This window comes from Streptomyces xinghaiensis S187 (assembly GCF_000220705.2).
GTDB classification, from domain to species: Bacteria; Actinomycetota; Actinomycetes; order Streptomycetales; family Streptomycetaceae; genus Streptomyces; species Streptomyces xinghaiensis.
This window is the reverse complement of record NZ_CP023202.1, coordinates 4,386,351-4,409,195: the sequence shown is the minus strand read 5'-3', so window position 1 is coordinate 4,409,195 and position 22,845 is coordinate 4,386,351. Positions and strand designations below refer to the sequence as shown.

General features: G+C 73.1%; 18 protein-coding genes. 10 read left to right on the top strand and 8 right to left on the bottom strand.

Annotation, left to right across the window (positions count from 1 at the left end):
* Positions 1 to 241: 241 nt before the first annotated feature.
* Entirely contained in the window at positions 242 to 505 is a 264-nt protein-coding gene (locus SXIN_RS18915) for a WhiB family transcriptional regulator (RefSeq protein ID WP_004952403.1), read from the bottom strand.
* Positions 506 to 1,294: 789 nt separating this feature from the next.
* Here SXIN_RS18915 and SXIN_RS18910 point away from each other — a divergent pair.
* The 3 genes from SXIN_RS18910 (at position 1,295) to SXIN_RS18900 (ending at position 4,330) form a co-directional block, all read left to right on the top strand.
* Entirely contained in the window at positions 1,295 to 1,804 is a 510-nt protein-coding gene (locus SXIN_RS18910) for a cysteine dioxygenase (RefSeq protein WP_019711673.1), read from the top strand.
* Between the two features lie 172 nt (positions 1,805 to 1,976).
* Positions 1,977 to 2,978 carry a 2-phospho-L-lactate transferase gene (gene cofD / locus SXIN_RS18905; protein ID WP_019711674.1) on the top strand — a complete coding sequence of 334 codons (1,002 nt, stop codon included), beginning with the start codon at positions 1,977 to 1,979 and terminating at the stop codon, positions 2,976 to 2,978.
* Positions 2,975 to 4,330 carry a coenzyme F420-0:L-glutamate ligase gene (locus SXIN_RS18900; RefSeq protein ID WP_019711675.1) on the top strand — a complete coding sequence of 452 codons (1,356 nt, stop codon included), beginning with the start codon at positions 2,975 to 2,977 and terminating at the stop codon, positions 4,328 to 4,330. The genes cofD and SXIN_RS18900 overlap by 4 nt, the downstream gene beginning before the upstream one ends.
* A gap of 156 nt (positions 4,331 to 4,486) precedes the next feature.
* On the opposite strand, the gene SXIN_RS18895 is transcribed toward SXIN_RS18900, so the two are convergent.
* The 3 genes from SXIN_RS18895 to SXIN_RS18885 all read right to left on the bottom strand — a co-directional run bounded on the left by SXIN_RS18895 (position 4,487) and on the right by SXIN_RS18885 (position 8,275).
* Positions 4,487 to 5,434 (bottom strand): DNA-3-methyladenine glycosylase family protein, encoded by a 948-nt coding sequence (locus tag SXIN_RS18895; protein WP_095758103.1) that lies wholly within the window; start codon positions 5,432 to 5,434, stop codon positions 4,487 to 4,489.
* 301 nt (positions 5,435 to 5,735) lie between these two features.
* A complete protein-coding gene (gene manB / locus SXIN_RS18890; protein WP_095757257.1) occupies positions 5,736 to 6,818 on the bottom strand; it encodes a mannose-1-phosphate guanylyltransferase in 1,083 nt (360 codons plus the stop codon).
* Between the two features lie 83 nt (positions 6,819 to 6,901).
* Positions 6,902 to 8,275, bottom strand: coding sequence for a peptidoglycan recognition protein family protein (locus SXIN_RS18885; protein WP_095757256.1), 1,374 nt, complete (start codon positions 8,273 to 8,275; stop codon positions 6,902 to 6,904).
* A 128-nt stretch (positions 8,276 to 8,403) separates the two neighbouring features.
* On the opposite strand from SXIN_RS18885, the gene SXIN_RS18880 reads away from it, so the two are divergent.
* The 4 genes from SXIN_RS18880 to SXIN_RS18865 all read left to right on the top strand — a co-directional run bounded on the left by SXIN_RS18880 (position 8,404) and on the right by SXIN_RS18865 (position 14,313).
* Entirely contained in the window at positions 8,404 to 9,159 is a 756-nt protein-coding gene (locus SXIN_RS18880; RefSeq protein WP_019708432.1) for a TIGR03089 family protein, read from the top strand.
* Positions 9,160 to 9,301: 142 nt separating this feature from the next.
* The gene (locus SXIN_RS18875; RefSeq protein WP_019708431.1) at positions 9,302 to 10,603 is read left to right on the top strand and encodes an LCP family protein; all 1,302 of its coding nucleotides are present in this window, start codon (positions 9,302 to 9,304) and stop codon (positions 10,601 to 10,603) included.
* Positions 10,604 to 10,821: 218 nt separating this feature from the next.
* Entirely contained in the window at positions 10,822 to 12,573 is a 1,752-nt protein-coding gene (locus SXIN_RS18870; protein ID WP_095757255.1) for an LCP family protein, read from the top strand.
* Between the two features lie 48 nt (positions 12,574 to 12,621).
* Positions 12,622 to 14,313, top strand: a complete 1,692-nt coding sequence (locus tag SXIN_RS18865) for an LCP family protein (protein WP_095757254.1) — start codon at positions 12,622 to 12,624, stop codon at positions 14,311 to 14,313.
* A gap of 165 nt (positions 14,314 to 14,478) precedes the next feature.
* On the opposite strand, the gene SXIN_RS18860 is transcribed toward SXIN_RS18865, so the two are convergent.
* Positions 14,479 to 15,564, bottom strand: a complete 1,086-nt coding sequence (locus SXIN_RS18860; protein WP_095757253.1) for a glycosyltransferase family 2 protein — start codon at positions 15,562 to 15,564, stop codon at positions 14,479 to 14,481.
* Between the two features lie 151 nt (positions 15,565 to 15,715).
* On the opposite strand from SXIN_RS18860, the gene SXIN_RS18855 reads away from it, so the two are divergent.
* Positions 15,716 to 16,972, top strand: coding sequence for an LCP family glycopolymer transferase (locus SXIN_RS18855; protein ID WP_095757252.1), 1,257 nt, complete (start codon positions 15,716 to 15,718; stop codon positions 16,970 to 16,972).
* Between the two features lie 77 nt (positions 16,973 to 17,049).
* On the opposite strand, the gene SXIN_RS18850 is transcribed toward SXIN_RS18855, so the two are convergent.
* Positions 17,050 to 17,598 (bottom strand): acyl-CoA thioesterase, encoded by a 549-nt coding sequence (locus SXIN_RS18850; RefSeq protein WP_019711679.1) that lies wholly within the window; start codon positions 17,596 to 17,598, stop codon positions 17,050 to 17,052.
* A gap of 140 nt (positions 17,599 to 17,738) precedes the next feature.
* On the opposite strand from SXIN_RS18850, the gene SXIN_RS18845 reads away from it, so the two are divergent.
* Positions 17,739 to 18,995, top strand: a complete 1,257-nt coding sequence (locus SXIN_RS18845; protein WP_019711680.1) for an LCP family protein — start codon at positions 17,739 to 17,741, stop codon at positions 18,993 to 18,995.
* 297 nt (positions 18,996 to 19,292) lie between these two features.
* Here SXIN_RS18845 and SXIN_RS18840 read toward each other — a convergent pair whose 3' ends face one another.
* On the bottom strand, positions 19,293 to 20,450 hold the full coding sequence (locus SXIN_RS18840) for an acyl-CoA dehydrogenase (protein ID WP_019711681.1): 1,158 nt from the start codon (positions 20,448 to 20,450) through the stop codon (positions 19,293 to 19,295).
* 184 nt (positions 20,451 to 20,634) lie between these two features.
* On the opposite strand from SXIN_RS18840, the gene SXIN_RS18835 reads away from it, so the two are divergent.
* Positions 20,635 to 21,975 (top strand): UDP-glucose dehydrogenase family protein, encoded by a 1,341-nt coding sequence (locus SXIN_RS18835; protein WP_019711682.1) that lies wholly within the window; start codon positions 20,635 to 20,637, stop codon positions 21,973 to 21,975.
* 54 nt (positions 21,976 to 22,029) lie between these two features.
* Here the strand turns inward: SXIN_RS18835 and SXIN_RS18830 are convergent, their stop codons facing one another.
* Positions 22,030 to 22,698, bottom strand: coding sequence for a GntR family transcriptional regulator (locus tag SXIN_RS18830; protein WP_019711683.1), 669 nt, complete (start codon positions 22,696 to 22,698; stop codon positions 22,030 to 22,032).
* Positions 22,699 to 22,845 lie beyond the last annotated feature (147 nt).

Genomic DNA, 22,845 nt, shown 5'->3' with positions numbered 1-22,845 from the left:
GGTGGACGCACGCGCTCGCGAGGAGGCGGGTGAGTCTCGGACGGCCCCCCACACTAACGGCTCGGAGCGGGGCGCCGGCCCGGCCGTCCGCACAGCGATCCGCCTCCCACGCGGCTGCGGGGGAGGCGGGATGAGGAATGTTCAGGTATGCGCGGTCCGCGTATGTGACGTCGGGGTGTGCGCGGTACGGGTATGTGCGGTCCGCGCCGGCGCCGGGGGAATCCGCGGAAGGGCCCGCCGGTCAAACGGCGGCCTTCTTCAGCCGGCGGCGCTCGCGCTCGGAGAGCCCGCCCCAGATGCCGAAGCGCTCGTCATTGGCGAGGGCGTATTCGAGGCACTCGGACCGCACCTCGCAGGCCAGGCAGACCTTTTTCGCCTCACGGGTGGAACCGCCCTTTTCCGGGAAAAAAGACTCGGGATCGGTCTGGGCGCACAGTGCGCGCTCCTGCCATCCGAGCTCCTCATCCGCCTCCTCGACCAGCAATTGCTGGAACAGCTCGGTCATGTGCGCCCCTGTCTGTCTTTGCGTCCCCGTGATGCTGCCGTTATCGATAACGGCCGAACGACACGAGTGAAATTACAAGTGTGCCGATCCGGGCCAGTCAAGCCGAGATCTGCTATTGGGCCCCTTATTCACTCTGGGGAACCAAGGCTTTGCGGAAAGTGTTCAAATCGTCCTAAAGCATGACAGTTCGCCGCGCCCGCACGTGATCACCCCCTCCGCAGAAGAGACGCCGGCGCCCGCCGTCCCGTTGCCCTTCCGGCTCCGCGGGACGAAGCTGATCACAGTCGGATCACAGAAGCACAACGGCGGCGCCCCGGCGACTGCTGCGCCGTGTGTCCCCGAATCGGGGTGCACAAACCTTTCACCGTGCCGAGTCGCCGGAAGAGGTGAACCCTCGCCTCCACAGCGGGCCCCAGGTTGACAAGGAAGGAGCACACCGGGTCTTCTGGGTGCCATGCCAGTGACCCTCGCGCCCTCCCGGACCCGCTCCCGCCTCTCGTGCGGTGTCGCGCTCCGCTGTGCCCCGGGCGCCCGTCGCTGCTGTTGTGGCTGTTCCGGCTGTTGACCGCCACCGCGTTCCGGCTGTTGATCCCCACCGCGCGTCACCGCCGCGGACCGACCCCGCCGCTCGCTCCCGCCGTTCCCCCCGGCCGTTCCTGACCGCCGGCCCGGGCCACCGGCGGACGCCGACGGCCGGCAGGGCGGGTCCTCACCGCTGATTCGCCCGCACCGCTGATCGCCCTCGCCCCAGCCCGTCAGCTCTCCTTACGCCGAGGAACCCGACATCCCATGAACAGCGACGTCCAGATCGCCGGCGACCCGCTCGCCGTCCCCCACCTCCTGCCGCCCGCGCCCGCGCACCCCGCCACGGTCGCCGAGTTCGCCGGACTCGCCCGCGCCGTCGCCGACGACCCCGCCTCGTGGGCGCCGCTCGTCCAGTACGACGCCACGAGCCGCTGGTACCACCGGCTGCGCACCGGCCCCGGATACGAGGTCTGGCTGCTCAGCTGGCTCCCCGGGCAGGGCAGCGGTGCACACGGCCACGGACCCTCCTCGGGTGTGCTGACCGTTCTCCGGGGCGAGTTGACCGAACGCTCGGGCAGTGCGCCGCGCGTGCTCGGGTCCGGGGCGCAGCGTGTCTTCGCCCCCGGGTACGTCCACGAGGTGGTCAACGACGCCCTCGTCCCGGCCGTCAGCCTGCACGTCTACTTCCCGGGACTGACCGAGATGCCGATGCACGACGCCGGCACCGTCCGCGCCGGGACCCGGGCGTGCCTCGGCACGGCGGTGGCCGGCTGACGGCCGAGTCCCGCCCGTCACCCACCACCACCCTCAACGGAAGCCTTCGGCTGACAGACTGCCCCACCCGTCACCCACCACCGCCCTCAACGGAAGCCTTCGGCTGACAGACTGTCCCACCCGTCACCCACCACCACCCTCAACGGAAGCCTCCGGCTGACAGACTGTCCTTATGCGCATTGTGGTTCTGGCCGGGGGTATCGGTGGCGCCCGCTTTCTCCGTGGTCTCAAAGCGGCAAGTCCCGACTCCGACATCACCGTCATCGGCAACACCGGTGACGACATCCATCTGTTCGGGCTGAAGGTCTGCCCGGACCTCGACACCGTGATGTACACGCTCGGCGGCGGCATCCACGAGGAGCAGGGGTGGGGCCGGGCCGACGAGACCTTCTCCGTCAAGGAGGAGCTCGCGGCGTACGGCGTGGGGCCCGACTGGTTCGGGCTCGGCGACCGGGACTTCGCGACGCACATCGTCCGCACCCAGATGATCGCCGCGGGCTACCCGCTCAGCGCCGTCACCGAAGCGCTGTGCGCCCGCTGGAAGCCAGGGGTGCGGCTGCTGCCCATGACCGACGACCGCGTCGAGACCCATGTGCTGATCGACGATCCCGACGCCGGAGCCGGCGGGACGGCCGGGGACGGGGCCGCCGCCCGGGGCGGGCGCAAGGCCGTTCACTTCCAGGAGTACTGGGTGCGGTACCGCGCGGCCATGCCCGCGCACGCCGTCGTACCCGTCGGCGCCGAGCAGGCCAAGCCGGCGCCCGGCGTCCTGGACGCCATCGCCGCGGCCGACCTCGTGCTCTTCCCGCCGTCCAACCCGGTGGTCAGCATCGGCACGATCCTCGCGGTCCCGGGCATCCGCGAGGCCATCGCCGACGCGGGCGTGCCGGTCGTCGGCCTCTCCCCCGTCATCGGCGGCGCGCCGGTGCGCGGCATGGCCGACAAGGTGCTCGCCGCGGTGGGCGTCGAGTCCACGGCGGCCGCCGTGGCGCAGCACTACGGCTCCGGTCTGCTCGACGGCTGGCTCGTCGACACCGCCGACGCGGACGCCGTCGAGGCCGTGGAGGCTGCCGGTGTCCGCTGCCGCGCCGTGCCCTTGCTGATGACCGACGGCGAGAGCACCGCGGCCATGGCGCGTGAGGCGCTCGCCCTGGCCGGGGAGGTACAGGGATGAGCGGTACCGCGGCCGCCCCCTCCTGCCCGTCCTACCGGGTCTGGGCGCTGCCCGGGATACCGGAGGTGCGCACCGGGGACGATCTCGTCAAGCTGATCGCCGACGCCGCCACCGCGCCCGGGATGCCGGGGCTCGTGCACGGCGACGTCCTGCTGGTGACCTCCAAGATCGTCAGCAAGGCGCAGGGCCGGGTCAGCGAGGCCGCGGACCGCGAGGCCGCCATCGACGCGGAGACCGTACGGGTGGTGGCCCGCCGGGGGCCGCTGCGGATCACCGAGACCCGGCACGGTCTGGTCATGGCCGCGGCCGGCGTCGACGCCTCGAACACCCCTGCCGGCACCGTGCTGTTGCTGCCCGTGGATCCGGACGCCTCGGCGCGCGCGATCCGGGACGGGCTGCGGGAGGCCCTCGGTGTGGACGTCGGGGTACTGGTCACCGACACCTTCGGCCGGCCCTGGCGGACCGGTCTCACGGATGTCGCCATCGGGGCCGCCGGGGTCCGGGTCCTCGACGACCTGCGGGGCGGGGAGGACGCGCACGGCAACCGGCTCAGCGCGACCGTCACCGCGACCGCCGACGAACTGGCCGCCGCCGGTGACCTGGTGAAGGGCAAGGCGGGCGGGCTGCCCGTCGCCGTCGTCCGCGGCCTGCCGCATGTGCTGACGGACGGCCCGGGCGGGGCGGCGGAACCGGAACGGGGCGCGCGGGAACTGGTGCGCGATCCCGCCGACGACATGTTCCGGCTGGGCACCTCCGAGGCCGTACGGGAGGCGGTGACGCTGCGGCGCACCGTCCGCGAGTTCACGGCCGAGCCGGTGGACGGGGCCGCGGTGCGCCGGGCGGTGGCGGCGGCCGTGACGGCGCCCGCACCGCACCACACGACGCCGTGGCGGTTCGTGCTGCTGGAGTCGGAGAGCGCGCGCGTCGAACTGCTGGACGCCATGCGCGAGGCCTGGATCGCCGATCTGCGGGGGGACGGCTTCCCGGAGGAGAGCATCGCCCGACGGGTCCGGCGGGGCGATGTGCTGCGCCGGGCGCCGTATCTGGTGGTGCCCTGCCTGGTGATGGACGGCTCGCACACCTATCCGGACGAACGGCGGAACACGGCGGAACGGGAGATGTTCGTCGTCGCGGCCGGCGCCGGGGTGCAGAACTTCCTGGTGGCACTGGCCGGGGAACGGCTCGGCTCGGCCTGGGTGTCGTCCACGATGTTCTGCCGGGACGTCGTACGGGACGTGCTCCGGCTGCCCGCGGACTGGGACCCGATGGGCGCGGTCGCGGTCGGCCACCCGGCGGCACCGCCCCGCGAACGGCCCGTGCGGGACGCCGGGGCGTTCGTCGAGGTGCGCTGAGGGGACTCCAGCGTGCCGTGAGGCCCGGCCCGGTGCCCTCGTGCGGGGCCGCGGTGCCGTGGCGGCGGCCGGTGTCGCGGCGGGTCCGGCCGTACGGCGCGGCCCGCCGTGGGGCGCGGTGAGCCGTGGGCGCGGTGAGCCGTGGGCCGCCGCGGCTCAGAGCCGGCGGATGTCGCCCACCGGGAAACGGGGGGCGCGCCGCGGCGGCACGCGCCCCGACAGCAGGATCAGCCGGCAGGCGCGGTGGCGCTGTCCGGCGTACGGGGCGAGGAGCTCCAGCATCCGGGCGTCGTCGGTGCCGCGGGCGCCGGTGAGCGCGTAGCCCACGATCCCCGGCAGGTGCAGATCGCCGACCGTGACCGCGTCCGCCGCGCCGTTGCTGCGCTGGAGGACCTCGGCGGCCGTCCAGGGGCCGATGCCGGGGACGAGCTGGAGCCGCGCGGAGGCCGCGGCGAGGTCCATGGCGGTCGCCTCCTCCAGCCGGCGGGCGACGCGGGCGGCCCGCACGATCGCCGCGGAGCGCTTGCCGTCGACGCCCGCCGCGTGCCACTCCCAGGAGGGCAGCATCACCCAGCCGCGGGGGTCGGGCATGACCCGCATATGCCCGGCGCCGGGGGCCGGTTCGCCGTGCCGCCGCAGCAGGATCCGCCAGGCGCGGTACGCCTCGTCGGATGTGACCTTCTGTTCGAGAACGGACGGGATCAGGGATTCGAGGACGAGCCCGGTGCGGGCGAGCCGGAGGCCGGGGTGGCGGCGGTGCGCCTCGTACACCGGGCGGTGGCGGGGGGTGAACCGCTCGGGCTCGTCCTCCGCGCCGCAGAGGGCCGGCACGCCGTCGAGCAGCCATTCGGCTCCGGGGCCCCAGGCATGCGCCTCGACCTCGCCCGTGCGGAGCCGCGCGAGCCGCAGCGTGCCCGGGCCGAGGGGCGTGCGGCTGGCCCGCCACACGGACCCGTCGGCTTCGGTGCGGAAGGCGGGGTCGCCCGGGCCGCGGCGCAGCACGCCCACGGTGCGGGCGAGGTCGAGCGGCCACGGTGGTGTCCAGCGCCGGCCGCGGGCGCCGGCGGTGCGGGCTGCGCCGCGTTCCGGGCTGTCCGGCGCCACGGAGGGGCTGGGGTTCACGACGGTCGGTCCTCGGGGCGGGAGTGGGGCCCTACGAGGGTAAGCGCACCTCCGGACCGCCCCGGCCGCCGGTGCCCGGGCGGGCCTCCGGGCGGCCGTGCGCCGGGGAGCGGCCCGGGCGGGCCCGCGGGCCGGGACGACCGCGGGCCGGGGGCGGCCGGCCCCCGCCCCCTCGTCGTCGCGCCCCGGTCGTCCAAGGGGCCGGCGGCCCCGTCCTCCGGTGCGCTGTCCGGGAGTTCGGGCTCCCGGCCGGGGAGAACGGCCACCGGGACGGCGAGGACGGCTACTGATCGGAGGAGAAGCGGATCCCGGCCTCGGGGATGCGGGCGCCGCACCAGACGCGGACGCCTTCGCGGAGTTCGTTGTCGGCGCCCACGGTCGCGCCGTCGCCGACGACCGCTCCGTGCAGCACCGTACGGGCGCCGATGACGGCCCCGGCGCCGATCAGGGAGTCGGTGATCCGGGCGCCGTCGCCGATGACCGCGCCGTCCAGGACGGTGCTGCCGTCGACGCTCGCCCCGGCGCCCACCCGGGCGCCCGCGCCGATGGCGGTGCCGCCGGTGAGCTTGGCGTCCGGGGCCACGTCGGCGCCGTCCAGCACCAGCCGGTCGCCGCAGCCGCCGGGCACGGCCGGGGAGGGCGCGCGGCCGAGCACGAGGTCGGCGGAGCCGCGGACGAAGGCCTGTGGGGTGCCCAGGTCGAGCCAGTAGGTGGAGTCGACCATGCCGTGCAGATGGGCGCCGGCTTCGAGCAGCCCGGGGAAGGTCTCGCGTTCGACGGAGACGGGACGGCCCTCGGGTATCGAGTCGATCACGGAGCGGTCGAACACATAGGCGCCCGCGTTGATCTGGTCGGTGACGATCTCCTCGGGCGTCTGCGGCTTCTCCAGGAACGCCGTCACCCGCCCGCTGCCGTCGGTGGGGACGAGGCCGAAGGCCCGCGGGTCCTCGACCCGGGTGAGGTGGAGCGAGACATCCGCGCCCGAGGTGGTGTGGGTCTCCACCAGGGCGCGGATGTCGAGGCCGGTGAGGATGTCGCCGTTGAAGATGAGCACCGGCTCGTCCGGCCCGGAACGGAGGCGCGGGGCGACATTGCGTATCGCGCCTCCGGTGCCCAGGGGCTCGGTCTCGGTGACGTACTCCAGGTGGAGGCCGAGGTCCGAGCCGTCACCGAAGTACGGCTCGAACACCTCGGCCAGATAGGACGTGGCGAGCACGACGTGCTCGACGCCGGCCGCGCGGGCCCTGGCGAGCTGGTGGCTGAGGAACGGGACGCCGGCCGCCGGGATCATGGGCTTCGGCGTGTGCACCGTCAGCGGGCGCAGCCGGGTGCCCTTGCCACCGACCAGGAGGATCGCTTCAGTCACCTTTGTCTTCTCTGCTTCCTGCCAGGGCCGGCCGTGGGGTCGGCGGTCAGTCTATGCAGACCGTCCGGCGCCGGTATGCGGCGTCAGCGGCCCTGGAGCCGGGCGGCCAGACCGCGGATGCCGCCGAGCTTGTCGTAGAGGCGGGCTCCGGGGCAGTCGGTGTAGAACCCGTCCCGGTGTCCGGAGATGACTCTGAGGGTGACTCTGGTTCCCTTCGGGTACTTGGTGTTCCCCAGCGAGACGCGGGTGCCGGAGCCCGCCGGGTTCCGGCCGAACAGGCCGAGTTTCCAGGCCGTGAGCTTGGCCACGGCCTCCACGGCCTGACGTGAGGGCCGGGCCGCGTCGTACGTCCCGAGGACGGCGATGCCCATGCTGTTGTGGTTGAAACCGAGGGTGTGGGCGCCCTGGACGGCCCGGGCCACGCCCCCGGCGCGGCCTTCGTAGATGGTTCCGCACTTGTCGACGGCGAAGTTGTAGCCGATGTCGCGCCACTTCATGCTGTGGACGTGGTAGCGGTAGATACCGCGCAGGACGGAGGGGGCCTGCGCGCAGCTGTATCCGTTGCCGGTGCCGCTGTGGTGGACGAAGGCGGTCCGCACGGTCTTCGTGTAGGGGAACCGCCGTTCGCGCCAGCTCTCGTTCGCGCCCCAGCCCCGGCGGATGACGATGCCGGGCCGCGGGCCGATGTAGCGGCTCGCCGCGCGGGGCTCCGCCGAGCGACGCGCGGCCTCCTCGGTGGCGGTCCGGCCGAGCGGGGCGATCTCCGTGGCGCCGATGGGGGCGAGTTCCGCGTTGGCGGCGGCGCTCTGGCGTTCGGCGGTGGTCAGTCCGCCGGCCCGGTCGCGGGGTCCGCTGCCGGGTTCGGCGCCGGGGGCGCCGTCCTCGTTGCCGGCGGTGTCGTCGTCGCCGGGGCCGCCGCCGGGATCGCCGCCGGGGTCGACGAGTTCGATCCGGAGGCCGGCCGGGAACGCGGACGGGGCGCGGTGCGCGGTCCGCTCCGGCACCACCCGGACCTGGACGCCGTCGGACGCGCCGACCCAGAGCGGCGCGGTGCCGCCGCGGCGGCGTTCGCCGGGGACGGGGTCCGGTGCGTCGTCGTGGTGTGCCGAGAGGTCCCGCCAGCCGCTCCACTGCCCGGAGGCGGTGGAGCGGGTACGGACCTGGGCCCGGCCGTGCAGTTCCTCGCCGGCGTCGTCCCAGACGATGCCGAGCATGGAATAGGGACGCACCGTGCGGGGCGGCAGGACACGGGCGGCGGCGCCCGCCGACCGGTCCGCGCCGGCGGGTGCGGTCAGCGGCAGCGACTGGGTGCCGCCGGCGGGTTGTCCGGCCCCGGCCACCGTGCCCGCCGGCTGCCGGGACGCGGAGGGTGCGGCGGCGCCGGCGGGCAGGGCCAGGGGGAGGGAGAGAGCGGCCGCGCAGGCCACACCGATCGTGGAAGCAAGGAGTGCACGCATACCGGCATGTTGGACATAGGCCAGTAAATCTGTCTATTCGTAAGATGACGCCCAGTCGGCGCAATGCGGCCGCCGTCCCGGCCGCCCGGTTCACTCGGGCGCAGTGACGGCCGCGTACGCTTGTCCGGGTGAACGCCACCGATCGCACCCCGGCCGACCTGCTGCGATCCGCGCTCGCCGCGGATCCGTCCCGCCCCCTCGTCACCTTCTACGACGACGCCACCGGTGAACGTGTGGAGTTGTCCGTCGCGACCCTCGCCAATTGGGTGGCCAAGACCGCGAACCTCCTCCAGGGCGACCTGTCGGTCGAGCCGGGTGACCGGGTCGCGCTGCTGCTGCCGGCGCACTGGCAGACGGCGGTCTGGCTGCTGGCCTGTTCCTCGGTGGGCGTCCTCGCGGACATGGGCGGCGACCCGGCGGCGGCCGATCTGGTCGTCACGGGTCCGGACACCCTGGAGGAGGCCCGGGCCTGCCGGGGCGAGCGGGTGGCTCTGAGCCTGCGTCCGCTCGGCGTGCGCTTCCCCGAGCCTCCGTCCGGCTTCGCGGACTACGCCGTCGAGGTGCCGGGGCAGGGCGACCGCTTCGCGCCGTTCGCCCCGGTGGACCCGGGCGGGCCCGCGCTGGCCTTCGCCGGTGCGGGGGAGCTGACGGCCGCACAGGTGGTCGAACGGGCCCGGGCCGACGCCGCCACGCGGGAGTACACCCCGGTCTCCCGGGTGCTGTCCGGTCTGCCGTTCGACTCCTGGGACGGGCTCTCGGCGGGGTTGTTCGCCCCGCTCGCCGCGGGCGGCTCCGTCGTCCTCTGCCGCCATCTCGACCGGCTCGCGCCGGAGGCCCTGGAGCAGCGGCGGGAGAGCGAGCGCGTCACCGCGACGGCCGGCTGACGGACGTCCCGTCCGGCACTCGGGCCCCCGGCGGTGGCCGAAAGCCGCCACGCCACTCGTACAACCATGCGGTCAGCATTCCCGTCTACCCCAGTGACCGGCGGTCCCCCGCACGGTAAGACACCGCCGGATTCCGTGAGGGATGGACTCCACAGTGACCGACACCGCCGCGACCCCAGCGGGCCCGGAGGACGGCCCCGCCGACAGCGGCCACTCCGAGCAGGACCGGACCGAGGACGGGGAGCCGGGCGCGGACATACCCAAGCGCCGGCGCTGGCTCCGCTGGACCGCACTGGGAGCGGCCGCGGCCGTGCTGGCCGCGGCCGGCACGGCCTGGTCCCTCTACCAGCGGCTCGACGGCAACATCCGCACCGACGCGGACACCTCCCGCGAACTGGAGGAGCACGCCGCCGACCGGCCCGCCTCCGTGGTCCGTGAGGCGGTGAACATCCTGGTCATCGGCTCCGACAACCGGGGCGACGGCAACGGCAGGTACGGGCGGGACAGCGGCACCCAGCGCTCCGACACCACGATCCTCCTGCATCTCGCCGCCGACCGGAAGAGCGGCACCGCCGTCAGCATCCCGCGCGATCTGATGGTGGAGATCCCGGAGTGCACCACGTCCGACGGCACCACCATCGCTCCCCGGTTCGCCCAGTTCAACTGGGCGTTCCAGTTCGCCGGCGCGGGCTGCACCATCCGCACGGTGGAGCAGATGACCGGGATCCGCATGGACCACCACGCGATCGTCGACTTCAGCGGCTTCACGGAGATGGTGGACGCGATCGGCGGTGTGGAGATCTGCCTGGCGGAGCCCGTCGACGACTCCGAGGCGCATGTGGAGCTGCCCGCCGGACGGCAGACACTGAACGGCGAGGAGGCGCTGGGCTACGTCCGCGCCCGCTACAGCCTCGGCGACGGGACCGACACCGAGCGGATGGTCCGGCAGCAGCAGTTCCTCGCGACGATGCTGCGGCAGATCCAGGAGAACGGCACGCTGCGGAACCCGTCCGAGCTGTTCTCCCTGCTGGACGCCGCGACCTCCTCGCTGACCACGGACCCCGGGCTCGCCTCGCTGAAGAGCCTCTATGACCTCGCGGACAGTCTGCGGGGCATGCCGGAGGGCGGAATGCGCTTCCTCACCGTGCCCCGGCAGCCCTACCGATTGAACGCCAACCGCGATGAACTCGTACAGCCCGATGCGTCACTGCTGTTCGAGGAACTGAAGAACGACCGGCCCGTGACGGCCGGCGGCGGACGGGACGAGGAGCCCGGGGCCGCGGAGAGCACGGGAGCCCCGGAACCCACCGGGTCCCCCACCGGTGGCTCCGCGGGCGGCTCCGGCGCCACCCCGCTCGCCGGCCTCTCGACCCCGGCCGCCTCCGCCCCGGCCGATCCGGCCTCCCCCACCCCACCGGCCGAAAAAGGCCCCCTCTGCGGATGAGGAAACCCATGAGATCCCGAACAACGTAAAGCGAAATGCGAGCTTTACCCGGTTATCAGGACGTTGAATTCGTCACCGGCGTCGCCCCCCGGCGAATCGGGCGGCTAGTGTGAGCGACCCGGCGCGCACCACCTGCGCGTATGGACACCGGCACAAGGACTGAACGAGCGCCTGAGGGGGAGGGCGCCGCGTGGCACCGACGGAGGATTCAGGGAACCGTGGACGCGCAAGGCCGTGGGCGGGCGGACGACATCGACCCCGCAGACCAGTGGGTGCTCGACCCGAATACCGGTAACTACGTACTGCGACTGCAGGCCCCCGCAGAGCGACCGGCCTCCCCCGCCCCGCGCAGAGGGACCCCCCAGGCGCCCGCGCCCCGCTCCGCGCCGGGACGCTCCGGGCCGCCCCGCTCCGCCTCCCGCCGCGCCGCCCCGGCCCGCGAAGAGGCCCAGCCCGGCATGCCGCCGCAGCGCGGCCGCCGGGCCGCGCCCAAGGCGGGTGGCGGCAGCAGCCGCCGCAAGCGCAAGCAGCAGGCCGCCCGGAAGAAGAAGGCGCTGTACTGGACCGGCGGCGTGATGGCGTTCGTCCTCGTCGCGGGCGGCGCGACGGCCTACGCCCTGCTCGAACACTTCAACGGCAACATCAGCACCGTGGACGTCGGCGGCGCGGGCAGCGACACCATCACCGACGGCCCGATGAACATCCTGGTCCTGGGCACGGACGTCCGTACCGGCAAGGGCAACGAGGGGTACGGCGACAAGGGCAGCGTCGGCCACGCCGACACCACGATCCTCTTCCACGTCTCCGAGGACCGCTCCAACGCCACCGCGCTCAGCTTCCCGCGTGACATGCTGACGGACGTCCCGGACTGCCCGACCAAGCAGCCGGACGGCTCGACCGAGGTCATCCCCGGTCAGCAGAACGTCCGCTTCAACACCAGCCTCGGCCAGGGCGGGCGCGACCCCGGCTGCACGATGCGCACCATCGAGGAGATAACCGGCCTGAAGGTCGACCACTTCATGATGGCCGACTTCAACGCGGTCAAGACGCTGTCCTCGGCGGTCGGCGGGGTCGAGGTCTGTCTCGCCAAGCCCATCGACGACCCGAAGTCGCATCTCAAACTGAGCGCGGGCAAGCACGTCGTCGAGGGCGACCAGGCCCTGGCCTTCGTCCGCACCCGCTACGGACTGAAGTTCGGCAGCGACCTGGACCGGATCCAGCTCCAGCAGCAGTTCCTGAGTTCGATGATCCGCAAGATGAAGTCCGGTGACACCCTGACCGATCCCACGAAGCTGTGGGATCTGGCCACCGCCGCCACCAAGGCGCTCACCGTCGACACCGGCATCGGCTCCGTCAACAAGCTGATAGCGCTGGCCAACAACCTGAAGAAGATCAACATCAAGAACATCTCCTTCGTGACCGTTCCGGTTCTCGACTCCGAGGACAAGGCGTCGGTCGTCCTCAACGAGGGGCCGGCCGACCAGCTCTTCGCGATGGTGCGGGAGGACGTCTCCCTCACCGACGTCAAGAAGAAGGAGAAGGCCGAGAAGGAAGCCGCGGACAAGGCCAAGACCGAGGGCCCCAAGGCGGACCCCTCGGAGGTCCGGGTCGAGGTCCTCAACGGCGGCGCCCCGATCGGGGCCGCCCAGACGACCGTCGACTGGCTGCAGAACAGCGAGGGCGTCACCCGCTCCGCCAACGGCGGCAACGCCGAGGGCGGCGAGAAGCTGAAGAAGACCGTCCTGGAGTACGCGCCGAACCAGGCCGACCAGGCCCGGGCGCTGGCGGAGATGATGGGCCTGGCCCCCTCCGCCCTCAAGCCCGGCACGGAGGACGCCGCCGAGACGGACGCCATGACGCTCACGCTCGGCGAGGACTTCGACGAGCCGGGGCAGCCGCTGAGCGCCCCGTCCAAGGCTCCGGAGAACATCCAGCGGGTCGAGGCCGACAAGCAGGTGTGCGCCGAGTGATCCGCCGGCCCTGAGGGCCTGACGACGACTGACTAACGGGGAGGCCCGATGCGGCAGCCGAGTGCCCGCAGGGGCGGTACGGAGAAGGAACCCGAGCCGGCCGATCTCGGCTGGGACGACAGCCTGTACGACGAGCGGGGCGGCATGGACACCGTGCCGCTCGCCCGCGCCTCCACCGAGGGCCGGGCGGCACGGCGGTCCGGCACGGCCGGCACGTCCGGTTCCTCCGGCGGCGGGCACGGCAGGTCCGCGCCGCCCCGCCGGGGCGGCGGCCGCCGGGTGCTCCGCTGGTCGGCCGTCACGCTGTCGCTGCTGATACTCGGCACGGCCGGCGCCGGGTACCTCTATTACGAGCACCTCAACGGCAACCTGGAGAAGGACGAGCTCAACCTCGGCGACAAGCGGCTCGACAAGACCGCGCCGAACGCCGACGGCAACACCCCGCTCAACATCCTGCTGCTCGGCTCCGACAGCCGTAACTCCGAGGAGAACGTCCGGCTGGGCGGCGCCCGCGGCGACGTGGGCCGCAAGCCCCTCGCCGACGTCCAGATGCTGCTGCACGTCTCGGCGGACCGCAGCAACATGTCGGTGATCAGCGTCCCGCGCGACACCCGGGTCACGGTTCCCAAGTGCACCGACCCCGAGGACGGCACCGTCTACCAGGAGACGAGCACCACCATCAACTCCAGCCTCCAGCACGGCGGTCCGGGCTGCACCGTCGCCACCTGGGAGGAGCTCACCGGTGTGCCCGTCGACCACTTCATGATGATCGACTTCGCCGGCGTGGTGGACATGGCCGACGCGGTCGGCGGTGTGCCCGTCTGCGTCAACGCCAACGTCAAGGACCCCAAGTCCGGGCTGCGGCTGGAGAAGGGCGAGACGGTCATCAAGGGCGAACAGGCCCTGCAGTGGCTGCGCACCCGGCACGGCTTCCAGAACGGCAGCGACATCGGCCGCGCCAAGGCGCAGCACCTGTACATGAACTCGATGGTCCGCCAGCTCAAGGCCGGCACCAAGCTGACCAACCCCAACAAGCTGCGCAAGCTCGCCGAGGCCGCCACCAAGGCGCTCACCGTCGACCAGGGCCTGGGCAGCGTCGGCAAACTGTACGACCTGGGCAGCGACCTCCAGCGGGTGCCGACGGAGCGGATCACCATGGCGACCATGCCGTGGGTCGAGGACCCGCAGAACCCGCTGGCGCACCTCGTGCCGAAGCCCGGCGACGCCGACCGGCTGTTCTCCCTGGTCCGCAACGACGTGGCGCTGGACGGCAAGGACAAGAAGAAGGCCACGGAGAAGAGCCCCGAGCCGAGCGACCCGGCCGCGCCCAAGGCGGAGATCCCGGTGATCGTGCAGAACGGCACCGGCACCGCCGCGCAGGCCCCGGTCCAGGGACGTGCCGCCGGCATCGCCGGAGTGCTGGCCCGGGAGGGCTACGCACGGGCCGTCGCGGACGCGACGCCCAAGTCACAGGCGGACACCACGGTCTCGTACCCCTCGAAGGACCTGCGCGGGGACGCCGAGCTCGTGGCGAAGTCGCTCGGCCTGCCCGCCGGCGCGGTGCGGATCGCTCAGGACGTCGAGCAGATCACCGTGGTCGTCGGCGCGGACTGGCGTACGGCGGGCGCCTACCCGGAGCCGTCGAAGAACCCGGCGGACGACAAGGCGCCGGAGAGCGCGGACGCGCTGAACGGCAACGACAAGGCCTGCATGGACGTCAACCCGCGGTACAGCTTCTAGGCCCGGGGTTCCGGACCCGGGGGACGGCGGCCCCTCCGGTGCGCCGCGGCGCGGGACATACGGAGAGGGCCGGACCACCGGGTCCGGCCCTCTCCGTATGTCCCGCCGGTCCCGTGCGGACCGTGGCGGCGCTCCGCGTGCGAACGGCGGCGCGCCGCGCGCCGGTCAGCCGGCGGTCTCCGCCGACCCGGCCTTCTCCGCCGGTCCCCCCTCCGGGGACGGGGCGGGCTCCGCCGTGACCGCCGGGCGGCGGCTCGCGATCACCCGGCGCGCCAGCGAACGCGGGCTGGTGAGGAACCCGAACCCCCACGACATGTGCATGGTCGCCAGCGCCACCGGGATGCGCAGCCGCGCCGCGAGCGGCAGCCCCCGGCCGGCCGGCAGCGAGCCCGCGGTGACGGCCGCGAGATACCCGGCGGGGACGACGAGGCCCCAGGGGGTGAGGACGGCGCCGACGACCGCGCCCGCCGCGATGGCGAGCAGGGCGGCCGGCGGGGCGAGATAGCGCAGGTTGATGGAGCCCTTGTGGTAGCGGGCCACGACATGGCGCCAGCGGCCGTAGTCCTTGTACTGCTTGGCCAGCGCCCGCACCGTCGGCCGGGGCCGGTACGAGACCCGGAGCTCCGGCGAGAACCAGATCAGCCCGCCGGCCTCGCGGATGCGGAAGTTCAGCTCCCAGTCCTGGGCGCGGATGAACTCCTCGTTGTAGCCGCCCTGCTGCTCCAGCGCCTCCCGGCGGAAGACGCCCAGGTAGACCGTCTCGGCCGGGGCCGCCGCGCCGCCGGTGTGGAAGGCGGCGTTGCCGACCCCGATCCTGGAGGTCATGGCCGCGGCGACGGCCTGCTCCCAGGCGTTCTCCCCCTCGGCGTGCATGATGCCGCCGACGTTCTGCGCGCCGGTCTCCGCCAGCAGCCGGACGGCGGTGGCGATGTAGTCCGGGGAGAGCATGCCGTGGCCGTCGACGCGCACCACGACCGGGTGCCGGGACGCCTTGATGGCGGCGTTCAGGGCGGCCGGGGTGCGGCCGGTGGGGTTGGGCACCGTGCGCACGCGCGAGTCCTCGCGGACCAGCTCGGCGGCGATCTCGTCCGTGCGGTCCGCGGACGGGCCGAGGGCGATCACCACTTCGAGCTCGCCCGCGTACTCCTGCTGCAGGATGTGCCGGACGGAGGCGCGCAGATGCCGCTCTTCGTTGAGCACCGGCATGATCACGGAGACGGCCGGCGGCGGCTGTTCAGGGGAGGCGTTCATCGTTTCTCACGTTACCGCGAACGGGGGACGGCGCCGTAGCCGCCCGGGTACGACCGGGCCCGCCGGGCGGCGTGGGGGCGCGGTCCGCTGATCGTACGGATCTACGGTGACACCTTCCCCGCCCCGTCCCGGCCCCGCGGAGGTACCGCCGATGACCACGCCCGCCGCCCCCGGTCCGCGCCCCGACCCCTCCGGCCGGACCGGGGGCCGGCGCTCCCGCCGGTCGCGGTGGGGCCTGCGGCTCGCGCTCTGCGTCTCCGCGGTCGTGCTGTCGGCCGCCGGGGCGGGGCACGCGGTGGTGGGCGGTCTGGGCACCGCCATCGAACGGGTGGACCCCTTCGCCGGGCTGCCCGACCGGCCCGCGCGGGCGGACGGCGGCGACGGGCTCACCTTCCTCCTCGTCGGCACGGACGGCCGCGACCGGATCACGCCCGAGCAGCGGCGGAAGTACCGGCTGGGCGGTGAGCCCTGCCACTGCACCGACGCCATCCTGCTGGTGCACCTCTCCGCGGACCGGAGGCGGGCCGGCGTGGTGAGCATCCCCCGTGACTCGTACGCGGAGCTGCCGGCGGACGCGGAGAGCGGCGGGAAGGACGGGCCCGGGGCCGGGGGCGGTACGGGGGACGGGGCCGGAGCCGGGGACGGGAGCGGCGCGGAGGGCACCGGCGGCGGCCGCCCCGTCAAGATCAACTCGGTCTACGCCGAGGGCGGTCCGCGGCTCACCGTACGGACGGTGGAGAACCTCACCCGGGTCCGTATCGACCATTACCTGGAGGTCGACTTCAGCAGCTTCATCCGCACCGTCGACCTGCTCGGCGGCGTCGACATCTGCACCACCCGGCCGCTCCGGGACCCGCGGAGCGGCCTGGACCTGCCGGCCGGCACCAGCAGGCTGGACGGCGGCGAGGCGCTGTCCTACGTCCGGGCCCGCCATCTCGACGCCGAGGGCGACCTGGGACGGATGCGGCGCCAGCAGCTGTTCCTGGCCGCGCTATTGGACCGGGCGGCGGAGAGCGGCCTGCTGCTGAACCCGGTCGCACTGGACCGGGCGGCCGGCCGGCTGCTCCGCTCCGTCCGGGCCGACCCCGGCCTCGGCCCGGAGGAACTGATTGGCCTGGGCCGGGCCATGCGCGGCTTCACCGCCGCGTCCTCGGAGTTCGTCTCGGTGCCGGTGGCCGACCCGGACCACCGGGTCCCCGGCATCGGCTCGACCGTTCTCTGGGACCGGCCGAAGGCGGAGGCGTTGTTCGAGGCGCTGCGCGAGGACCGGCCGCTGACCGGCGCCGGCGGGCACTCCGGCCGCCACGACGACTCCGGCCGCCCCGGGGAACCGGCCGGCGAGGAGCCGTCGCGACCCGGCGGTGAGACGCCGGGCCCGGTCCGGGGCGACGAGATCGTCTGCCCCTGAACCCCGCGCCGGCCCGGCCCTTCCGTGACCGCTGCGGCGATCCGCCGCACCCCGCTCCGTGTCCCGGCACGGCCGGGTCAGTCCCCGATGCCCTCGGCGGCGCGCTTCTCCCGCAGCTCCTTGATCGCGCGGCGGCGCGCCAGCCGGTGCGTCCGGCGGATCTGCGCCTCCTGGTAGCGGCGCTTGTCCCGCTCGGTCTCGGGCACCACCTGCGGCACCGGCCGTGGCCTGCCCGCGGCGTCGACCGCCGCGAAGACGAGGTAGGCGCTGCCGACCTGGGTGGCGGGCGTCGACTCGTTCCAGCGCTCCGCCATCACCCGCACGCCGACCTCCATCGAGGACCGGCCGGTCCAGTTGACCTGGGCCCGCACATGCACCAGGTCGCCGACGCGGACCGGCTCCAGGAAGACCATCTCGTCCATCGAGGCCGTGACGGCCGGACCGCCCGAGTGCCGTCCCGCGACCGCGCCCGCCGCGTCGTCCACCAGCTTCATGATCACGCCGCCGTGCACCGTGCCCAGAAGATTGGTGTCATGTGCGGTCATGATGTGGGACAGGGTGGTACGCGAGGCGCTGGTGGGCTTGCTCGGAACGGTCTGGTGCGCGGAGAGGGCCTGATCGGTCATGTCTTCAACTGTATGCGCCCGATCTTTCCCGGCCTTTCCCGGCCAACCGGGCCCGCTTGTGCATCAGCTCTGCTACAGCATTGTGTGTATCCGCCACCCGCCCTGGGACCCGGCACCCTCCGGCGTGCAGACTTCCCCCTATGACTGACTGGCCCCAGGGGCGGACCGCGGACGGTGACGGCTACGGACGCGGCGGCGCGATGCCCGGACCGGAGCCGACGCGGCGGATGCCCCACATGCGGCACGGCGCACAGCCGGCCGGACCGACACCGCCGCCTCCTCCCGCACCGCCGTACGGCCGCGTGCCCGCCCAGCAGTCGCAGGGCTACGACGACCCCTACGCCGGCGGTGACGGATACAACACCGGCCAGGTCTACGGCGGTGGCGGCGGGCACGGCGGCGACCCGTACGGCCGCCCGGCCCCGGACTGGGGCCGCCGCATCAAGCGCGGTCTGGTGACGCTGGTCCTCGTCGCGCTGGTGGTGAGCGTCGGCACCTACTTCTGGGCGGACTCCAAGCTGCGCCGTGAGGTGGATCTCAGCATCGTCAAGGACCGCCCCGAGGCCGGCGAGGGCACCAACTACCTGATCGTGGGCTCCGACAGCCGCGAAGGTCTCTCCGCCGAGGACCAGAAGCGGCTGCACACCGGCCGGGTCGAGGGCAAGCGCACCGACTCGATGATGATCCTGCACGTCGGTGACAACGGGAGCACCATGGTCTCCCTGCCGCGCGACTCGTATGTCACCATCCCCGACTTCACCGGCTCGGAGAGCGGCAAGGACTTCCCCGCCTCCGGCCCCGCCAAGCTGAACGCCTCGTACTCCAAGGACGGCGCGCCGCTGCTGGTCCGCACCGTCGAGTTCAACACCGGGCTGAAGATCGACCACTACGCCGAGATCGGTTTCGGCGGCTTCGCGGAGATCGTGGACGCGGTGGGCGGTGTCGAGATGGACATCCCGCGCGACCTCAAGGAGAAGAACTCCGGCATCGACCTGAAGAAGGGCCGCCAGACGCTCGACGGCGAGCAGGCGCTGGCCTTCGTCCGGCAGCGCTACGGCCTGGCCGGCGGCGACCTGGACCGCACCAAGAACCAGCAGAAGTTCCTCTCGGCCCTGGCCTCCCAGACCGCGAGCCCCTCGACGGTCCTGAACCCCTTCAAGCTCTACCCGGTGATGGGCGCCGGGCTCGACACCCTGATCGTCGACGAGGACATGAGCCTGTTCGACCTGGCCTCCATGTTCTGGGCCATGAAGGACGTCACGGGCGGCGGCGGCAAGCAGATGAACATGCCGATCGCGGGCTCGGCACCCGGCGGCTCCCTCCGGTGGGACATGCCCAAGGTCAAGCAGCTGGTCTCCGAGCTCAAGAACGACGAGCCGGTCACCGTCTCCGAGTAGGCGGCTCGCACCGTCTCACCACCGCGCCGCCCAGGCCGCTCAGCGAGCGGCCTGGGCGGCGTGACGCGTCACGGGCCCTCACGCGGCAGGGAAAGCAGGAGTCGCCGCACGGCGATGTCTTCTCGTACTCGTCCGCGCGGGCGCCCACCGCATCGCCCCGTACCGATTTTCCGGTGCCGGGGTGATCTTGCTGCGGGCGCCCGGGCGCGGACGAGCCCACGCACGCCGCATGCCCCCCGCTGACCGGCCGGGGGGCATGCGCGCTGGGGCGGGGCGGCAACGGGGGCCGCGCCCGGGTTACTTGGGCAGGTTGCGGGCCATGACGATGCGCTGGACCTGGTTGGTGCCCTCGTAGATCTGGGTGATCTTGGCGTCGCGCATCATGCGCTCCACCGGGTAGTCCCGGGTGTAGCCGTAGCCGCCGAGGAGCTGGACCGCGTCGGTGGTGACCTCCATGGCGGCGTCCGAGGCGTAGCACTTGGCGGCGGCGCCGAAGAAGGTGAGGTCGGCGTCGACGCGCTCGGACTTGGCGGCGGCCGCGTAGGTGAGCTGGCGGGCGGCCTCGATCTTCATCGCCATGTCGGCGAGCATGAACTGGACGCCCTGGAAGTCGGCGATCGGCTTGCCGAACTGCTTGCGCTCCTGGACGTAGCCCTTGGCGTAGTCGAGGGCACCCTGGGCGATGCCGAGCGCCTGGGCGGCGATGGTGATGCGGGTGTGGTCGAGGGTCTTCATCGCGGTCGCGAAGCCGGTGCCCTCCTCGCCGATCATGCGGTCGGCGGGGATGCGGACGTTGTCGAAGTAGACCTCGCGGGTCGGCGAGCCCTTGATGCCGAGCTTCCGCTCCGGGGCGCCGAAGGAGACACCCTCGTCGGACTTCTCGACGACGAAGGCGGAGATGCCCTTGCTGCGCTTCTCCGGGTCGGTGACGGCCATGACCGTGTAGTACTCGCTGACGCCGGCGTTGGTGATCCAACGCTTCACGCCGTTGAGCACCCAGAAGTCGCCGTCGCGGACGGCGCGGGTCTTCATGCCCGCGGCGTCGGAACCGGCGTCCGGCTCGGAGAGGCAGTACGAGAACATGCCCTGCCCCTTGGCGAGCGGGGTCAGGTACTTCTTCTTCAGCTCCTCGGAGCCGGAGAGCACCACCGGCAGCGAGCCGAGCTTGTTCACCGCGGGGATCAGGGAGGAGGAGGCGCAGACGCGGGCCACCTCCTCGATGACGATGACCGTGGCGAGCGCGTCGGCGCCCGCGCCGCCGAAGGACTCGGGGACGTGGACGGCGTGCAGGTCGTTGGCGGTCAGGGCGTCCAGCGCCTCCTGCGGGAAGCGGCCCTCCTCGTCCACCTCGGCGGCGAAGGGCGCGATCTTCGCCTCGGCGAGCGCACGGACCGAGTCGCGGAGCATGTCGTGCTCCTCGGACGGCCGGTAGAGGTCGAATTCGGTGGACGACAAGGTGCCCTCACTCCCAGCTGCTGCTAACTACCGTTAAGTAACTTGATTCTAGTCGCGCGGGCCCGCCGGGTATAGGTGAGTTTGACGACAGCGGGACGGCGGGGCGGGCGGCGGGTGGACGGCGGGCTCCACGGCGGGCCGATATGCTCGCCGCAGTCCGCTCGCACGCGCATACGGAGTAGCGATGGCACCCAAGATCACTGTGATCGGCACCGGCTACCTCGGCGCCACGCACGCCGCGGCGATGGCCGAACTCGGCTTCGAGGTCCTGGGGCTCGACATCTCCCCCGAGAAGATCGAGACGCTCTCGGCGGGCGACGTCCCCATGTACGAGCCCGGGCTGGAGGAACTGCTCCGCAGGCACGTCGCGGGCCACCCCGGATCCAGCGGCCGGCTCCGCTTCACCACCTCCTACGAGGAGGTGGGCGAGTTCGGCGACATCCACTTCGTCTGCGTCAACACCCCGCAGAAGCACGGCGAGTACGCCTGCGACATGAGCTACGTCGACAGCGCGTTCGCCTCACTGGCACCGCATCTTCGCCGGCCCGCGCTCGTCGTCGGCAAGTCCACGGTTCCGGTGGGCAGCGCCGCCCGGCTCGCGGCCCTGCTGGCCGGGCAGGCCCCGGCGGGCGAGGACGCCGAGCTCGCCTGGAACCCGGAGTTCCTGCGCGAGGGCTTCGCCGTCAAGGACACCCTCCACCCGGACCGCATCGTCATCGGCGTCACGAGCGAGCGGGCCGAGAAGCAGCTGCGCGAGGTCTACGCGACCCCGCTCGCGGAGGGCTCGCCGCTGGTCGTCACCGACTTCCCGACCGCCGAGCTGGTGAAGGTCGCCGCCAACTCCTTCCTCGCCACCAAGATCTCCTTCATCAACGCCATGGCCGAGGTCTGCGAGGCCGCCGACGGCGATGTGGCCAAGCTCGCCGAGGCCATCGGGCACGACGAACGGATCGGCAACAAGTTCCTGCGGGCGGGGATCGGCTTCGGCGGCGGCTGCCTGCCCAAGGACATCCGGGCCTTCATGGCCCGCGCGGGCGAGCTGGGCTCCCCGCAGGCGCTGGCCTTCCTCCGCGAGGTCGACTCCGTCAACATGCGCCGCCGCGGCCACATGGTCGAACTGGCCCGCGAGGCCGTGGGCGGCGGCTTCCTCGGGGTACGGGTGGCCGTGCTCGGCGCCGCCTTCAAGCCGGATTCGGACGACGTACGGGACTCCCCCGCGCTCAACGTGGCCGGGCAGATCCACCTCCAGGGCGGCCAGGTCACCGTCTACGACCCGAAGGCCATGGAGAACGCCCGCCGGGTCTTCCCCACCCTCGGGTACGCCCCGAGCGCGCTGGAGGCCGCGCGCGGCGCCGATGTGGTGCTGCACCTGACGGAGTGGCGCGAGTTCCGGGAGCTCGACCCGGTGGCGCTGGGCGAGGTCGTCGCCGAGCGCCGTCTCCTGGACGGGCGGAACGCCCTCGACCCGGACACCTGGCGCGAGGCCGGCTGGACCTACCGGGCCCTGGGACGGCCCCGCGCCTAGGCGTTCCGTCCGGCGATGCGCGGACGGGCACGGCCCCCGCCGGGTCCGGGCCCGTCAGCGGGCGCTGCCGCCGGCCACCGCGCGCAGGGCGTGGCAGGCGCCCTCCAGATGTGCCCGCATGGTGCGGACCGCCTCGTCGGCGTCCCCGGCGCGCAGGGCGTCCAGGACCGCGGTGTGCTCCGCGATGATGCGCTCGCGCCCCAGGGCGTGCCGTGTCTGCACCATCGACAGATGGACCTCGCCCTGGATGCCCCGGTAGAGCCGGCTGAGCCGGGGGCTGCCGACCGCCTCCACCAGCGACTGGTGGAACCGCAGGTCGCTCTCGACGAAGGCGCTGTGCGGGGCGTCGTCCTCCAGCTGCCCGAGGTCCGCGATGGCGCGCCCGGCGGCGGCCGGCGGCACGGTGCCGCGCTCGACGAGGAGGCGGACGACCGCCGTCTCCAGGGGGGTGCGGACCAGGAAGAGGTCCTCGACGTCGGCCCGGGTCAACTGGGGTACGTACGCGGCCTTGTTGGCCTCGCGGTGCAGCAGACCCTCGTGCACCAGGGCGGTGACGGCGCTGCGGGCCGTGGGCCGGGAGACCGCGTACTCCGCCGCGATCTCCGTCTCGGCGAGAGCGGTGCCGGGCGCGATCCGCCCGTCGAGCACCCGGTCCCGCAGGGACGCGGCGAGCGCCTCGACGACCGAGACGGTGGACAGCCGAAGGGCGGCGTCCGGAGCCATGAACACCTCCGTGAGGAACGGCCCTCATTCTCCCATGAGCCGGTGCGGCGGTTGACAGGCACGATTGATTGACGGGCACGAGTCGTTGACAGTCACGAGCCATTGTCTGACAATCTCCGGGTCCCCATGGGCCGGAACGGCGTGCGC

Coding starts and splice junctions, on each gene's coding strand:
- SXIN_RS18915 (WP_004952403.1), bottom strand. CDS start 505: ATGACCGAGCTGTTCCAGCAATTGCTGGTCGAGGAGGCGGATGAGGAG.
- SXIN_RS18910 (WP_019711673.1), top strand. CDS start 1,295: ATGAACAGCGACGTCCAGATCGCCGGCGACCCGCTCGCCGTCCCCCAC.
- cofD (WP_019711674.1), top strand. CDS start 1,977: ATGCGCATTGTGGTTCTGGCCGGGGGTATCGGTGGCGCCCGCTTTCTC.
- SXIN_RS18900 (WP_019711675.1), top strand. CDS start 2,975: ATGAGCGGTACCGCGGCCGCCCCCTCCTGCCCGTCCTACCGGGTCTGG.
- SXIN_RS18885 (WP_095757256.1), bottom strand. CDS start 8,275: ATGCGTGCACTCCTTGCTTCCACGATCGGTGTGGCCTGCGCGGCCGCT.
- SXIN_RS18875 (WP_019708431.1), top strand. CDS start 9,302: ATGGACTCCACAGTGACCGACACCGCCGCGACCCCAGCGGGCCCGGAG.
- SXIN_RS18865 (WP_095757254.1), top strand. CDS start 12,622: ATGCGGCAGCCGAGTGCCCGCAGGGGCGGTACGGAGAAGGAACCCGAG.
- SXIN_RS18860 (WP_095757253.1), bottom strand. CDS start 15,564: ATGAACGCCTCCCCTGAACAGCCGCCGCCGGCCGTCTCCGTGATCATG.
- SXIN_RS18855 (WP_095757252.1), top strand. CDS start 15,716: ATGACCACGCCCGCCGCCCCCGGTCCGCGCCCCGACCCCTCCGGCCGG.
- SXIN_RS18850 (WP_019711679.1), bottom strand. CDS start 17,598: ATGACCGATCAGGCCCTCTCCGCGCACCAGACCGTTCCGAGCAAGCCC.
- SXIN_RS18845 (WP_019711680.1), top strand. CDS start 17,739: ATGACTGACTGGCCCCAGGGGCGGACCGCGGACGGTGACGGCTACGGA.
- SXIN_RS18835 (WP_019711682.1), top strand. CDS start 20,635: ATGGCACCCAAGATCACTGTGATCGGCACCGGCTACCTCGGCGCCACG.
- SXIN_RS18830 (WP_019711683.1), bottom strand. CDS start 22,698: ATGGCTCCGGACGCCGCCCTTCGGCTGTCCACCGTCTCGGTCGTCGAG.